Origin of the sequence: Paraburkholderia caledonica NBRC 102488 (assembly GCF_000685095.1) — a bacterium.
Classification (GTDB): domain Bacteria; phylum Pseudomonadota; class Gammaproteobacteria; order Burkholderiales; family Burkholderiaceae; genus Paraburkholderia; species Paraburkholderia caledonica.
On the sequence record NZ_BAYE01000003.1, the window covers coordinates 242404 to 254782 of the forward strand.

Annotated in this window: 11 protein-coding genes and 3 tRNA genes; 8 read left to right on the plus strand and 6 right to left on the minus strand. The window is 62.7% G+C overall.

Annotated elements, in window-relative coordinates:
* Positions 1–45: 45 nt before the first annotated feature.
* The 4 genes from BCA01S_RS08150 to earP all read right to left on the minus strand — a co-directional run bounded on the left by BCA01S_RS08150 (position 46) and on the right by earP (position 4501).
* Complete coding sequence (locus tag BCA01S_RS08150; RefSeq protein ID WP_027776495.1) at positions 46–1425, minus strand: sigma-54-dependent transcriptional regulator; 1380 nt, start codon at positions 1423–1425, stop codon at positions 46–48.
* Between the two features lie 369 nt (positions 1426–1794).
* Positions 1795–2001 carry a CsbD family protein gene (locus tag BCA01S_RS08155; protein ID WP_027776496.1) on the minus strand — a complete coding sequence of 69 codons (207 nt, stop codon included), beginning with the start codon at positions 1999–2001 and terminating at the stop codon, positions 1795–1797.
* 265 nt (positions 2002–2266) lie between these two features.
* Positions 2267–2824, minus strand: coding sequence for an elongation factor P (efp, locus tag BCA01S_RS08160; protein WP_020069404.1), 558 nt, complete (start codon positions 2822–2824; stop codon positions 2267–2269).
* A 450-nt stretch (positions 2825–3274) separates the two neighbouring features.
* Entirely contained in the window at positions 3275–4501 is a 1227-nt protein-coding gene (earP, locus tag BCA01S_RS08170) for an elongation factor P maturation arginine rhamnosyltransferase EarP (RefSeq protein ID WP_027776498.1), read from the minus strand.
* A 157-nt stretch (positions 4502–4658) separates the two neighbouring features.
* Here earP and uvrC point away from each other — a divergent pair, with 157 nt between their 5' ends.
* From uvrC to BCA01S_RS08210, 8 genes are all read left to right on the plus strand, one after another.
* On the plus strand, positions 4659–6863 hold the full coding sequence (uvrC, locus tag BCA01S_RS08175) for an excinuclease ABC subunit UvrC (RefSeq protein WP_027776499.1): 2205 nt from the start codon (positions 4659–4661) through the stop codon (positions 6861–6863).
* Between the two features lie 230 nt (positions 6864–7093).
* The gene (gene pgsA / locus BCA01S_RS08180) at positions 7094–7687 is read left to right on the plus strand and encodes a CDP-diacylglycerol--glycerol-3-phosphate 3-phosphatidyltransferase (protein ID WP_027776500.1); all 594 of its coding nucleotides are present in this window, start codon (positions 7094–7096) and stop codon (positions 7685–7687) included.
* A 207-nt stretch (positions 7688–7894) separates the two neighbouring features.
* Positions 7895–7970 (plus strand) — tRNA-Gly (locus BCA01S_RS08185).
* 69 nt (positions 7971–8039) lie between these two features.
* Positions 8040–8115: transfer RNA gene (locus tag BCA01S_RS08190), tRNA-Gly, on the plus strand.
* Positions 8116–8213: 98 nt separating this feature from the next.
* Positions 8214–8287 (plus strand) — tRNA-Cys (locus tag BCA01S_RS08195).
* A 148-nt stretch (positions 8288–8435) separates the two neighbouring features.
* Positions 8436–9194 carry a TraB/GumN family protein gene (locus tag BCA01S_RS08200; RefSeq protein WP_027776501.1) on the plus strand — a complete coding sequence of 253 codons (759 nt, stop codon included), beginning with the start codon at positions 8436–8438 and terminating at the stop codon, positions 9192–9194.
* A 133-nt stretch (positions 9195–9327) separates the two neighbouring features.
* The gene (locus BCA01S_RS08205) at positions 9328–10308 is read left to right on the plus strand and encodes a sensor domain-containing diguanylate cyclase (protein WP_027776502.1); all 981 of its coding nucleotides are present in this window, start codon (positions 9328–9330) and stop codon (positions 10306–10308) included.
* 88 nt (positions 10309–10396) lie between these two features.
* Entirely contained in the window at positions 10397–10909 is a 513-nt protein-coding gene (locus tag BCA01S_RS08210; protein ID WP_027776503.1) for a GNAT family N-acetyltransferase, read from the plus strand.
* Positions 10910–10987: 78 nt separating this feature from the next.
* Here BCA01S_RS08210 and BCA01S_RS08215 read toward each other — a convergent pair whose 3' ends face one another.
* Both BCA01S_RS08215 and BCA01S_RS08220 read right to left on the minus strand, forming a co-directional pair.
* Complete coding sequence (locus BCA01S_RS08215; protein ID WP_027776504.1) at positions 10988–11884, minus strand: cytochrome c oxidase assembly protein; 897 nt, start codon at positions 11882–11884, stop codon at positions 10988–10990.
* An 18-nt stretch (positions 11885–11902) separates the two neighbouring features.
* Positions 11903–12376 carry a copper chaperone PCu(A)C gene (locus tag BCA01S_RS08220; protein WP_027776505.1) on the minus strand — a complete coding sequence of 158 codons (474 nt, stop codon included), beginning with the start codon at positions 12374–12376 and terminating at the stop codon, positions 11903–11905.
* Positions 12377–12379 lie beyond the last annotated feature (3 nt).

A 12379-nucleotide genomic window follows, 5' to 3' on the forward strand; every position in this document is an offset into this window, starting at 1 on the left:
CCGGTCCGCTTTGCAAGCGCTTCGACGTGCAAAGCGAAGAGGGGGTCAGTTCAGCCGCATCCGTTGCAGTTTGTTGTACAGCGTCTTCGGGCTGATGCCCAGCAGCGACGCCGCCCGATGGCGTGTACCGCCTACCGCGTCGAGCGTCGCACGAATCAGCATTTCTTCCACATCGGCGAGCGGGGTGCCGACCGTGACCTGAACGCGGCTGCCATTCAGATCGCGACCGTTGACGGAGCCGGCTTCGTCGGCGCGCAACGACTCCAGCACGTCGCCCGATGCGTGGTACGCACGCCGCACGCGGTCCTGCAGCTCGCGCACGTTGCCCGGCCATTCGTATGTCAGGCATTCGCGCAGGAAGTTGGGCCCGATCTGCTTGGCGACGTCGGACGCGCCGCGCGCGGCGGCGTCGTGATTCAGTTCGTCGACAATCGCCTGCGCGATCAGCGCAGGATCTTCGCCGCGCTCGCGCAACGGCGGCAGCGTCACCGCTGCGGCTTCGAGACGCAGCGCGAGGTCCTCATGCAGACTGCCGTCCGCGACCGCTGCGCGCGGCGCTTTGCGCGTCGACGCGATCAAACGGAAATCGGTCACGACCTGACTCGTGCCGCCGACCCGCATGAAGGTCTGCGAATCCAGCGCGCGGAGCAATGCTTCCTGCTGCGCGCGCGGCAATTCCGCAATCTCGTCGATGAAAAGCGTCCCGCCGCTCGCCTGCTCGAAGAGGCCGGGCTCGCGCTGATCGGCGCCGCTGAACGCGCCGCGTTCGTGGCCGAACAGCACGCTGTCCAGCGAACGCAGCTGCGAACTGGCTGCGCTGCGGCAATCGAGCGTGACGAACGGGCCTTTGCGGCGCCGGCTCATATCGTGCATCGTCCGGGCGGCCACCTGCTTGCCGGTACCGGCTTCGCCTGAAATCAGGACGGCCGCTTCGGTCGGCGCGATATGTTCGATCGTGTCGTACACGTGCTGCATCGCGGCGCTGCGGCCCAGCACCGAGCCGAAGCGCCCAAGCTGACGCAACGATGCGCGCAGCGTCTGCACTTCCTCAGTCAACTCATACGGACGCGGAATTCTCGCAAGCAGACTGCGCAGGCGGGGAATGTTGACCGGCTTCAGCAGATAGTCCCAGATGCCGTGCCGCAAGCCTTCGATCGCGCTTTCCACGGTCGCATTGCCGGTCATGACGATCACAGGCAGCGCGCCGCCTGGCGGATGCGCGGGCAGATGCTGCAACAGGTCGAGCCCGCTGCCGTCTGGAAGATTCAGGTCGACCAGAACAACGTCGGGGATGAAGCGCGTCAGCGCGGCGCGCGCTTCGGCGATGGTCGTCGCGGTGTCGACTGAAAAACCATCCGCGGCAAGAATCGCGGATAGGCCCGACAGGCTATTGGGGTCGTCTTCAACAATCAGAGCGTGTGGCATGGCGAGCGCAACTTTTTAAATGGATGAAATAGCCGCTTTTTCTGCGCCTGAACCGCAGCGCGGCGAAGCGGGTACGATGGCTGGCCGGTACTGTCGGGCGGATGCGTCGCCGCGCAAGTCAGCGTCAGCCGGGCGGCGCACAAGCGGCCTCCCGGTCGGCATGACCGCGGTACCCGGCATTCATGCCACCGGGCGAAACGGGCGGCGAGTCGACTCACGTAGTTCTGGTCCTTTGCTGTATCTGAGCGGGCGATTCGCCGCGCGCTGGTTAGCGTTGCGGCCCGCCTGGTTCTATTCGCCGGCATCCTGCGGCCACGATGCAATGCTGCATGGGCGCCGGCGCTTACTTCGCGTCTGCTGCTTTTGCTGTCAGAAATCCCGATTGCTGTCGAAGAAGCGGCGTACTTCGCGCTCCGCGTCTTCGCGAGTTTTGCCATAGCGTTCCTGAATCAGGCCCGCGAGACGGTCCGCGCGACCTTCGGCCTTGGTGAGTTCGTCGTCGGTCAGTTCGCCCCACGCAGCCTTCGCCTTCCCAACCAGTTGCTTCCACTTGCCTTCTGCGATGTCGTTATTCATCTCGCATCTCCGGAGTCGAGAGACATTGGGTATGGGGTCTCTAGCATGAGCTATGCCAACGCCCTTTGACTTGGCATATCAAGGGCTTACATTGCCACACACGGCAACATCGAAATGCTGTGACCGGAAATTTGGACAAAATTGCCGGTAAAGTTTTCCTCCACAATACTCGGCGGCACAAAAAAGAAAAAGCGCCCAATGGGGCGCTTTTCGTTTTTTGCCAGCGCGCATTGCGTCGCGCTGGGCGGGGGCGTCTTGCCGGCGGTTATGCGCGGCTACGATACTCGTGCGTACGCGTGTCGATTTCGATCTTGTCGCCGATGTTGCAGAACAGCGGCACTTGCAGCTCGAAACCGGTGTTCAGCTTGGCATTCTTCAGCACCTTGCCCGAGGACGTGTCGCCCTTCACAGCCGGTTCCGTATAGATGATTTCGCGGACCAGCGTGGTCGGCAGTTCGACGGAGATGGCTTTCTCGTTGTAGAACACGACTTCGCAAGTCATGCCGTCTTCGAGGTAGTTCATCGCGTCGCCCATCATTTCGGCTTCGACTTCATACTGGTTGTAGTCGGCGTCCATGAACACGTACATTGGATCGGCGAAGTAAGAGTACGTCACTTCCTTGCGCTCGAGCACGACGACGTCGAACTTGTCGTCTGCCTTGTACACGCTTTCCATGCCTGCGCCGGTCAGCAGGTTCTTGAACTTCATCTTGACGACGGCGGAGTTGCGGCCCGATTTGTTGTATTCGGCCTTTTGCACGACCATTGCGTCTGCGCCGATCATTACGACGTTGCCGGTGCGGAGTTCCTGTGCGGTCTTCATAAAACTGTCCTGTACGAAATAAGTAGCTTCAACTTGTGCTCAACGGCATACGGCGCAAGCGGCTTCGACGTTTCCTGCGCTTTACGCCGCGCCGCGATGAGACGGCCCGGCGAGAAGCGGTGCATGAAGCGCGGTTGGCTTGCTGCGAGGGTTCCAGTGGCGTAGCCGATGCGACGCGTTCCGCAATTCCCGCAAATCCGTTACCTGCTTTTTACCCGATGCGGGCGTGTACACGAGTGGCGCCGGTCGGCAGCGTGTTTCCTGAAGTGCGCTTTTGCCCACCGTTTCTCCACCGATTGCATGCGGCTTGCGCGAAGCGTCGCATTGCATCTTTGGATGCCGGGGGAACCGGCTAAAAGCGGGAGACGAAAGCCAACTGAAGCCAACTGAATCCAGGATTTTTTTGCTGCGATCGGGCCGCGCTTGCGTCGTCGGCCGTTGGATAACCGCTTATTTTAACTGACTTTTTGTGAACAAGGCCAGATTTCCAGCGAGGTCGCCGACTCGCGCGAGTTCGCCGGCCCATTCGACCGCGCGCCGCTGCAGCGCCGGGTAGTGGTCGCGCACCGCTGCCCAGTCCGGCTCGCCGACGCCGTTCCAGGCGTGCCAAAACCGCGCGAGGGCGGCGCGGGCATCGACGGCAAGCGTGCGGCCGTAGTGTTCGAGCGCGGCGTCGAGTTTCGGCAGATGCGCGTCGTCCGCTTGCGGGTAAATGTGCCAGACGAAGGGTCTGGCGGCCCACTGCGCGCGCACAAACGAATCCTCGCCGCGCACGAAATTGATGTCACTGACCCAGAGCAGCGCGTCGTAGCCGGATTGTTCGGTGAACGCGAGGCCATGTGCGCTCAATCCGCCGCGCTCCGCACGGGTGCCGGCGGCAAACGCCGGCACTCCGAAAAAGCGCGCAACCGCGCCGGAGATACGGCCCTCGGGCACAAGCACCACCACAGGTTCGACACTGTCGCGCCATTGCTCGAGCAGGTTGTCGACTGCCGGATTCTCATAGGCGAAGAGCGAAACGACAGTCGCCCCGACAGGTGGCGCGTGTCCCACGGTTTGCAGCCACCACGCTTCTCGTGCCGCAGGCGACGCCTCGAACGCCGCGCGTGCGGCATCCAGATTCCGCTCCTTCAGCACGCCGCCCGTGCCCGGCCCGAGCCCGGGAAAGAAGAACGTCTTGACGAGCGGATAGCGCGGATGCGGCGATGGCCGCAGGTGAAAGTCCGCGACCCAGTCCTCGGCGCTCAGATATTCGAGGTTGATCCACACAGGCGGGCGCTTGCGCTGCGCCATCGCAGCCACGTAGATGGGCGGCAGTTCGCAGGCGAACGCCTCGATCACCACGTCGGCCACTTCGAGCGTGTCGCCGGCATGCGTCGGCGCGTGCCAGTGTTCGACGACGATCCCGTCGATGGTCTGCCGTGCACGATCGAGCGCGAGCGACGGACACAGTTTCTGGAACGCATGCAGATCGTCGACGAAGACTCGCACTTGCCAGTCGTGCTCGCTCGCAAGCTGACGCGCGAGGCGCCAGCACACGCCGATGTCGCCGAAATTGTCGATCACCGCGCAGAAAATATCGCACGCGATCGCTGCGGACGGTTCGCGAGGCGCAGCGGCGGTTGGGTCGACGGCTGGGTCGGCGGTTGGGTCGGATGGCGGCGCGGTGGAGGGCATCGGCGGGCTCGGGCGGACGCGGAATGTTCTAAACTGGCGATTCTAAAGCACCCGTTCGATCTCCTCGCGCCAGACTTCTTTGAGCGTGAAACCGATGCGGCCACACCAGGCCAGACGGGGCGACCGCCCGCGAGACAGTCCCACCAGCCGATCCTGCATGACCGAACCCGAAGCAAACATCGCTTTCGAGCCGAAAAAAGTGCTCGCCCAGTTGCCGCATCTGCCCGGCGTCTATCGCTATTACGACACGCACGGCGCGGTGCTGTACGTCGGCAAGGCGCGCGATCTCAAAAAGCGTGTTTCGAGCTACTTCACGAAGACGCAACTGTCGCCGCGCATCGCGATGATGGTGACGCGCATTGCGCGCATCGAGACGACCGTGACGCGCTCCGAGGCGGAAGCGCTGTTGCTCGAAAACAATTTGATCAAGGCGCTCGCGCCGCGTTACAACATTCTGTTTCGGGACGACAAGTCGTATCCGTACCTGAAGCTGACCGGCCACAAGTTTCCGCGCATGGCCTATTACCGCGGCTCGGTGGATCGCAAGAATCAGTATTTTGGTCCGTTTCCGAGCGCGTGGGCGGTGCGCGAGAGCATTCAGATCCTGCAGCGCGTATTCCAGTTGCGTACCTGCGAAGACTCCGTGTTCAACAACCGCACGCGGCCGTGCCTGCTACATCAGATCGGCCGTTGCACAGCGCCGTGCGTTGGCAACATCGGCGAAGAGGACTACGCGCGCGACGTCGCGAATGCGTCGCGCTTTCTGCTCGGCCGGCAGGGCGAAGTGATGAAAGAACTCGAGCAGAAGATGCATGCGTTCGCGAGCGAGCTGAAGTTCGAGCAGGCTGCGGCCGTGCGCAATCAGATGAGTTCGCTGTCGACGGTGCTGCATCAGCAGGCCATTGAGGTCGGTAGCGATAGCGATGTCGATATTCTCGCGGTGGTCGCTCTGGGCGGCCGCGTCTGCGTGAATCTTGCGATGGTGCGCGGCGGCCGGCATCTCGGCGACAAGGCGTATTTCCCCGCGCACGTTGAAAGTGCGTTGACGGCGGAAGAGGGTGGTCTCGAAGAGGAAGGCGACGACGTTTTGGTCGACGTCGCGTCGGACGCAGGCTCGGTTTCTGCGGAAAACGCGCACAGCAATATAAGCGGCGACAAACTATCGTCGGACACCGCGGATGCGCTTGCAATCGCACAGGAACTGCCGCCGGAAGATGACGACGACCTCGCTGACGACGCAAGCGCAGGCGTGCTCGATGCCAGCCCCGATTCCAGTTCGGAACCGGCGAAGCCGCGCAAGAACAGCGCGTCGGGCAGCATCGAATCGGAAGTGCTCGAGGCGTTCATCGCGCAGCATTATCTCGGCAATCGCGTGCCGCCCGTGCTGGTGGTCAGCCACGCGCCGGCCACGCGAGAACTCGTCGACGTGCTGATCGAGCAGGCCGGCCACAAGGTCACCGTGCTGCGTCAGCCGCAAGGGCAACGGCGCGCGTGGCTCGCAATGGCGGAGCAGAACGCGCGGCTCGCGCTCGCACGACTGTTGTCCGAGCAAGGCTCGCAACAGGCGCGCACGCGTGCGCTTACCGACACGCTCGGCATGGAGTGCGACGACCTCGCGCATGTGCGCATCGAATGTTTCGACGTCAGCCACACCATGGGCGAGGCGACGCAGGCGTCGTGCGTCGTGTATCACCATCACAAGATGCAGTCATCGGAATATCGCCGCTACAACATCACCGGCATCACGCCCGGCGACGACTACGCGGCGATGCGCCAGGTGCTCACGCGCCGCTACGAGAAAATGGTCGCGCAGGCCGCCGCGAATGCCGCCGATGAGGCCGTCGATCTGCAAAGCGATACGGCGGTGGACCCGTCGCTCACGCCCGAGGCCGCTGAACCTGTCGCGTCGGGAGGCATCTTGCCCACCATCGTGTTGATCGACGGCGGCAAGGGTCAGGTGGAAATCGCGCGGCAAGTGTTCACCGAGCTTGGGCTGGACACGGGCATGCTGGTCGGCGTCGCGAAAGGAGAGGGACGCAAGGTCGGCCTCGAAACCCTGATTTTCGCCGACGGCCGCACGCCGCTCGAACTCGGCAAGGAAAGCGCGGCGTTAATGCTGGTCGCGCAGATCCGCGACGAGGCGCACCGTTTTGCGATCACCGGCATGCGCGCAAAACGCGGCAAGACGCGTCAGACGTCGCGGCTCGAGGAGCTCGAAGGCGTGGGGGCGAAACGGCGTCAGCGGCTGCTGGCGCGCTTCGGCGGGCTGCGCGGCGTGGTCGCGGCGAGCGTCGAAGATCTAGCGAGCGTCGAAGGAATTTCTCAGGCGCTCGCCGAGCAGATCTATCGGCAATTGCACTGAGTCGCGGCGCGCGGGTCACGTCGCCTTTAGCTGGCCGCGGCGGCAACGCTGCTGCCGCGGCATCTTGCACGACGAGCGCGATGAGCCTCGCTCGCCTCACTTTATGTGCCGTCCTCACGCGAGGTGAGTCGCGCAAGCGGTGCGCGCGTCGCTCCCGGCGCCGCTTTGCTTGTGGCACGCACTGTGACACGGCACAATTGCATCTCTCCCGTCAGACGCTGCGCCTGCCCATGCCGTTCAATTTCCCGATTTTCCTGACCTGGCTGCGGATTGTTCTGATTCCGCTGGTCGTCGGCGTGTTTTATTTGCCCGACATGATGATGAGTCCCCCGCACCGTAATCTCGCGGCGGCGACGATCTTCGTGCTGGCTGCGCTGACCGACTGGTTCGACGGCTACCTGGCTCGCAAATGGAATCAGACGTCGGCGTTCGGCGCGTTTCTCGACCCTGTCGCGGACAAACTGATGGTGACCGCCGCCTTGCTGGTGCTCGTGCAACTCGCGCGAATCGACTCCGCTATTGCTCTAGTGATCGTTGGGCGCGAGATCGCGATTTCGGCGCTGCGCGAATGGATGGCGCAGATCGGCGCGTCGAAGAGCGTGGCCGTGAATTCGCTTGGTAAATTCAAGACCGTTTGCCAGATGGTGGCTATTCCGATGCTGCTGTTCAACGGTCCGTTGTCATTCGGCGGCGGCGTGGCGATCGACACACGAACGTGGGGCTTGTGGCTCATCTATCTCGCGGCATTCCTGACCATCTGGTCCATGCTGTATTACATGAAGCTCGCATGGCCGCAAATTCGCGAGCGCGGCGGGGCTGCCTGAGCGCCGTACGCGCTAGCATTGAGCGCGATTCGTGAGAACGTCATGAGTGAAATCTGTTCAGTTAAAGAGATTGGCAAAAGGGGTTGACACGTTTCGGTCGTTTCTCCATAATCTCGTTTCTCCGATGCGAGCAGTTCGAAACGTCGGTTGCAGTAGGAGGAAGAAGGGCGTAGTAGGCCTTTTTAAGCAGCACGAAAGCAGTAATACGCGGGAGTAGCTCAGTTGGTAGAGCGCAACCTTGCCAAGGTTGAGGTCGCGAGTTCGAGCCTCGTCTCCCGCTCCAGATTTTTGAAGCAGCGCGTTGGTCAGTAATGTGGTTTGAGAAGTGCAAGGCGTTGCGAAGCAGTGCATTGCGGGAGTAGCTCAGTTGGTAGAGCGCAACCTTGCCAAGGTTGAGGTCGCGAGTTCGAGCCTCGTCTCCCGCTCCATACATCAGGGGAAGCAACGCTTCCCTTTTTGTTTGGTGGACTGATGGTTGTCCACGAGACAAATCAGCGAATCTGCAGCTAGATTCCAATCCGCTTGCGGCGCGATAGCAAAGCGGTTATGCAGCGGCCTGCAAAGCCGTTTAGGCCGGTTCGACTCCGGCTCGCGCCTCCAGTAGTTGAAGTGCAGAAAAGCCCCGCTATGTCGGGGCTTTTCTTTTTTCCGCGTCCGCAACCCAGTGCGGACGCGTGCGCATTGACGCGCTGCGCCGTGCGGACAATATGGCGCACAATGCACGTTTGTTCTTCGCCACCCAACGTGCATGTACCTACACATCACCGGCACGAATGTGCGCCTTCTTGGCTCCATGCATCTCTTTCCTGCGTCGAACCGCAGAACGCCGCCGTGGATCGAGCAAGCTTATGACTGGGCCGAGGCGCTCGTCTTCGAATCCGACGCGCCGACGATTCTGCCTTTCCTCAAAGCCGATCCGCAGCGTGGCGCGCAAAGCCTCGCGTCTTTCCTTGCCGCCGATGCCTGGACTCGTCTGCAAGCTGCCTGGCCCGCTGACGGCCCGCTCACGCCGCTCGCCGATCTACGTCCGTGGGCCGCGCTGATCATTGCGCCGACGTTGTTTCAGCAGCTCGTCGAGGGCGTCGAGCCGCGCATGCTGCGCTGGGCGACAGGCGAGGGCAAAGCCTATGAATTCCTGGAGACAGCGCAAGAAGTCGCTGGCGCGCTCGAATCGATTCCGCTCGATGCGGTTGCCGCGGCACTCGAGTTGCTCATGGCCGACATCAGCGAGCCCCAGCGCACGCTCGAGCGCATGCATGAAGCGTGGCTCGACGGAGATCTGTCAGCCGTGCACCGCATCGCCGTCGAGTCACCCATGTTCAATCTGCCCGATATCCGACGCACGATTCTGGACGGGCGCAATCACATGTGGGCCGCGCGCATAAGCGAGTTGCTCGCCCGACCTGAACGAACCCTGGTCGTGGTCGGCGCGCTTCATCTATGCGGACCGGGCAACCTCGTCGAACGTCTCGCACGATCCGTCGAGCCGGTGTTTGCCGGCGAGTAGCAGCGGCGCTATGGGGAACTTGTCCGCACGCGTAAAATCGCAGATTGAGAAGCCTCGAATCGCTCAGAAAATCCGCTCAGGAATCACCAGATCACTACTCGCTGTTTCACGCGATGGTTTCAGAGGACACCCCATGCATCTGCCACCCATTCCCGGCAATGAAAGCACGCGTCTGGAGACGTTACGCGCGCTGAATATTCTCGATACTTCGCCCGAAGAGCGCTTCGACCGCCTGACGCGACTCGCGAAGCGCCTGTTCGGTGTGCCCATCGCGCTGGTAAGCCTCGTGGATGCAGACCGGCAATGGTTCAAGTCGTGCGTGGGCCTGTCGGTGAGCGCGACGTCGCGCGACGTCTCGTTCTGCGCGCATGCAATCGTGTCGGACGAGATACTCACGGTGCCGGACACGCTGGCCGACGACCGCTTTCACGACAATCCGCTCGTGACCGAAGCGCCCAACATCCGCTTTTATGCTGGCTGTCCGCTGACGGTGCCCAACGGCAGCAAGCTGGGCACGCTGTGTCTGATCGACGTCAAGCCACGCGAACTCGACGATGAAGAGCGCGAACTGCTGCGCGATCTCGCGCGTATGGCCGAACAGGAACTTGCGGCCGTGCAGCTCGCCACGCTGGACGACCTCACGCTGCTGTCCAACCGGCGTGGATTCTCCGCGCTCGCCCAGCATGCGCTCAATGTCTGCAAGCGCCTGAACAAGCCGGCGTCGCTGCTGTTTTTCGACCTCAACGATTTCAAACAGATCAACGACACGTTCGGTCACGCCGAGGGCGATCGTGCGCTGAAGACTTTTGCCGACATACTGCGCACCGCGCTGCGCGAAAGCGACGTGATCGGGCGGCTCGGCGGCGACGAGTTCGTCGCGTTGCTCAGCGACGCGGACGAAGCCGCGACCCGCGAGGTGACGGAGCGTCTTACGCACTTGCTCGACGAGCGCAATGCGCAGGATCAGCGCGGCTATCGGATTCGCTTTAGCGTTGGGCAGATTCAGTACGACGCCGGGCGGCACGGTTCCATCGCCGAATTGCTCACCGCAGCCGACGCCGCGATGTACAGCCACAAGCAGGCGTCGAAAGTGCGCGCCGCGCGAGGCGCGTAAGCAATTGATTATTCCGGTGCCGCGACGCGCGGCATCATTGTGCATTCGCCGCCGTCGGTGACGGCGCGCTTCATTCCAAAAGCCTGTCATGACCGAACCGCAACACACCGCTGCCGCGAGGCTCGCGCAACTCGAATGGCGCTGGAAGGCGTTCGATGAACTCACGAGCGCCGAGGTCTACGCGATGCTCGCCGCGCGCAGCGCTGTCTTCGTGATCGAGCAGAACTGCCTGTATGGCGATATCGACGGTCTCGATCTCGACGCCTGGCATCTGCTCGCGTTCGGCGCAACGGACGATGCAACCACGGGCGCCGCGCGACCGCCGCTCGCTGGCTATTTGCGCGTGCTCCTACCCGACGCCGACGACGGCGATATTCGGATCGGCCGCGTACTGACTACCGCGGAATTCCGCGGCATCGGTCTCGGCAATGCGATGCTCGACCGCGCGATCGCGAATATCCGCACGCAGTGGCCTAGCACGCCGATCCGCTTGCACGCGCAGGCGCATCTGCAAAGCTTCTACGGCGCGTTTGGGTTTGCGCCAGTGTCCGAGATTCACGAAGAGGACGGCATTCCCCACGTGTGGATGCGTTCGGCCTGAGCGTGCATCGGCGTGCCTGGGTGATCGCCGGGCATCAGCCCGAGGCGGCCGAGGCGCCAGCCGGGTATCGGCGAGGCGTCAGCGGTGAATGCCGACAGTCGACGAAGCCGTGTTCGCGACATCGGCTTGCGTGGGGCTTGCCGGCATCGCACGCCGTTCGCTGCGCACGCGTCCGCGTGCGGAGAGGCGCATCCAGTGACGCAACGCCACGAGCGCGCCGATCACGCTCATCATCGAACCCGGAATCCACAGAAGCAGGCCGCCGATCTGTTGATCGCGCATCGGGCTCAGCCAGGTGAACGCGCGCCCGCAGATCGAATAGATCGGATACAGCTCTCGCGGCGAAAAAAAGATGAACGCGCCGAGGATGATCTGCGGCGGAATCGCAGCGATCACCACCAGCACGCGCTTGCCGGGCGACAGGCGCGCCGGCGGCGCGGGACGCGGATCGAGCACGAGCCACCAGAACAGCAGGCCGTCGACCACCATGCTCCAGTTCATTACGCGATAAAGCCGCCAGTCGAGCATCGCGACAAAATGGACCGGCGACATCAGCCAGAAGTAAATCAGGCCGACGAACAATGTCACCGCGACGACCGGATGCATGACGACGTCGAGCAGCTTTCGTACGAACGGCAGCGCGAGCGCGGGCCGCACGAAGCGCTGTCGCCAGCGGAACGGAATGCCCGCGCGCAATGCCGCGCCCGGATACGACAGCGCGATAAAGAAAGGCCCGAGATGATGCAGCACGAGGTGCTGCGCGCGATGCATGAAAAACTCGTGCTCGAAGAAATAATCGAGCCGCGTGTGCAACGCGACGTACAACGCCACCAGCCCGAACCAGAAGGAAACGCGGCGCGCGATCGACACCTTTGCCTTGCTCGCGCCGCGCACGAACAGGATTGCGGGCAGCAGCAGAGCGATGACGACCGTCGGTGAAAATTCCCAGGGATCGAGCCAGTAGAGCAGGTTCATTGCCGCGGATTGCCGTGCTTACTTCGTCTGCGCCGGCGACTTCACCGCGAACGGTGTGTCGAGCGTTGCGCCGTCCGAAAACTTCAGCATCAGATGTACCGTGTCGCCCGGCGCGATCTTGTGCTTCGCGCCTTCGAGCATCACGTGATAGCCGCCCGGTGCGATTGCAACCTGCCCGTGCGCGGGAACCGTCAGCTTGTCGACCATCACCATTTTCTGCGACGAACCGTTCGAGACTGTCTGATGCAGCATCGCGTCGCCGTAGTCGGTGCTCGAAATATCGACGAGGTCCACGGGCTTGTCGCCTGAGTTCGCGAGCGTCACATATCCGGCTGCCGGCAGGTTGTTCGGCAGCCAGCGGACCCATGCATTCTGTGCGGTGATCGTCTGCGCGCCGGCGGCGTGGGCAGTCGCCGCGAAAGCAAACGAAAGGGCAAAGGCGCCGGCCACGGCGGAGAGCGTACGCATTCTGGACGTTGGGATCTGTGTCATGGA

Bases quoted from the DNA above. Each gene is read 5' to 3' on its own strand.
- BCA01S_RS08205 (WP_027776502.1), top strand. From the start codon at position 9,328: ATGCATCTGCCACCCATTCCCGGCAATGAAAGCACGCGTCTGGAGACG.
- efp (WP_020069404.1), bottom strand. From the start codon at position 2,824: ATGAAGACCGCACAGGAACTCCGCACCGGCAACGTCGTAATGATCGGC.
- BCA01S_RS08215 (WP_027776504.1), bottom strand. From the start codon at position 11,884: ATGAACCTGCTCTACTGGCTCGATCCCTGGGAATTTTCACCGACGGTC.
- BCA01S_RS08155 (WP_027776496.1), bottom strand. From the start codon at position 2,001: ATGAATAACGACATCGCAGAAGGCAAGTGGAAGCAACTGGTTGGGAAG.
- uvrC (WP_027776499.1), top strand. From the start codon at position 4,659: ATGACCGAACCCGAAGCAAACATCGCTTTCGAGCCGAAAAAAGTGCTC.
- BCA01S_RS08220 (WP_027776505.1), bottom strand. From the start codon at position 12,376: ATGACACAGATCCCAACGTCCAGAATGCGTACGCTCTCCGCCGTGGCC.
- BCA01S_RS08210 (WP_027776503.1), top strand. From the start codon at position 10,397: ATGACCGAACCGCAACACACCGCTGCCGCGAGGCTCGCGCAACTCGAA.
- pgsA (WP_027776500.1), top strand. From the start codon at position 7,094: ATGCCGTTCAATTTCCCGATTTTCCTGACCTGGCTGCGGATTGTTCTG.
- BCA01S_RS08200 (WP_027776501.1), top strand. From the start codon at position 8,436: ATGTACCTACACATCACCGGCACGAATGTGCGCCTTCTTGGCTCCATG.
- BCA01S_RS08150 (WP_027776495.1), bottom strand. From the start codon at position 1,425: ATGCCACACGCTCTGATTGTTGAAGACGACCCCAATAGCCTGTCGGGC.
- earP (WP_027776498.1), bottom strand. From the start codon at position 4,501: ATGCCCTCCACCGCGCCGCCATCCGACCCAACCGCCGACCCAGCCGTC.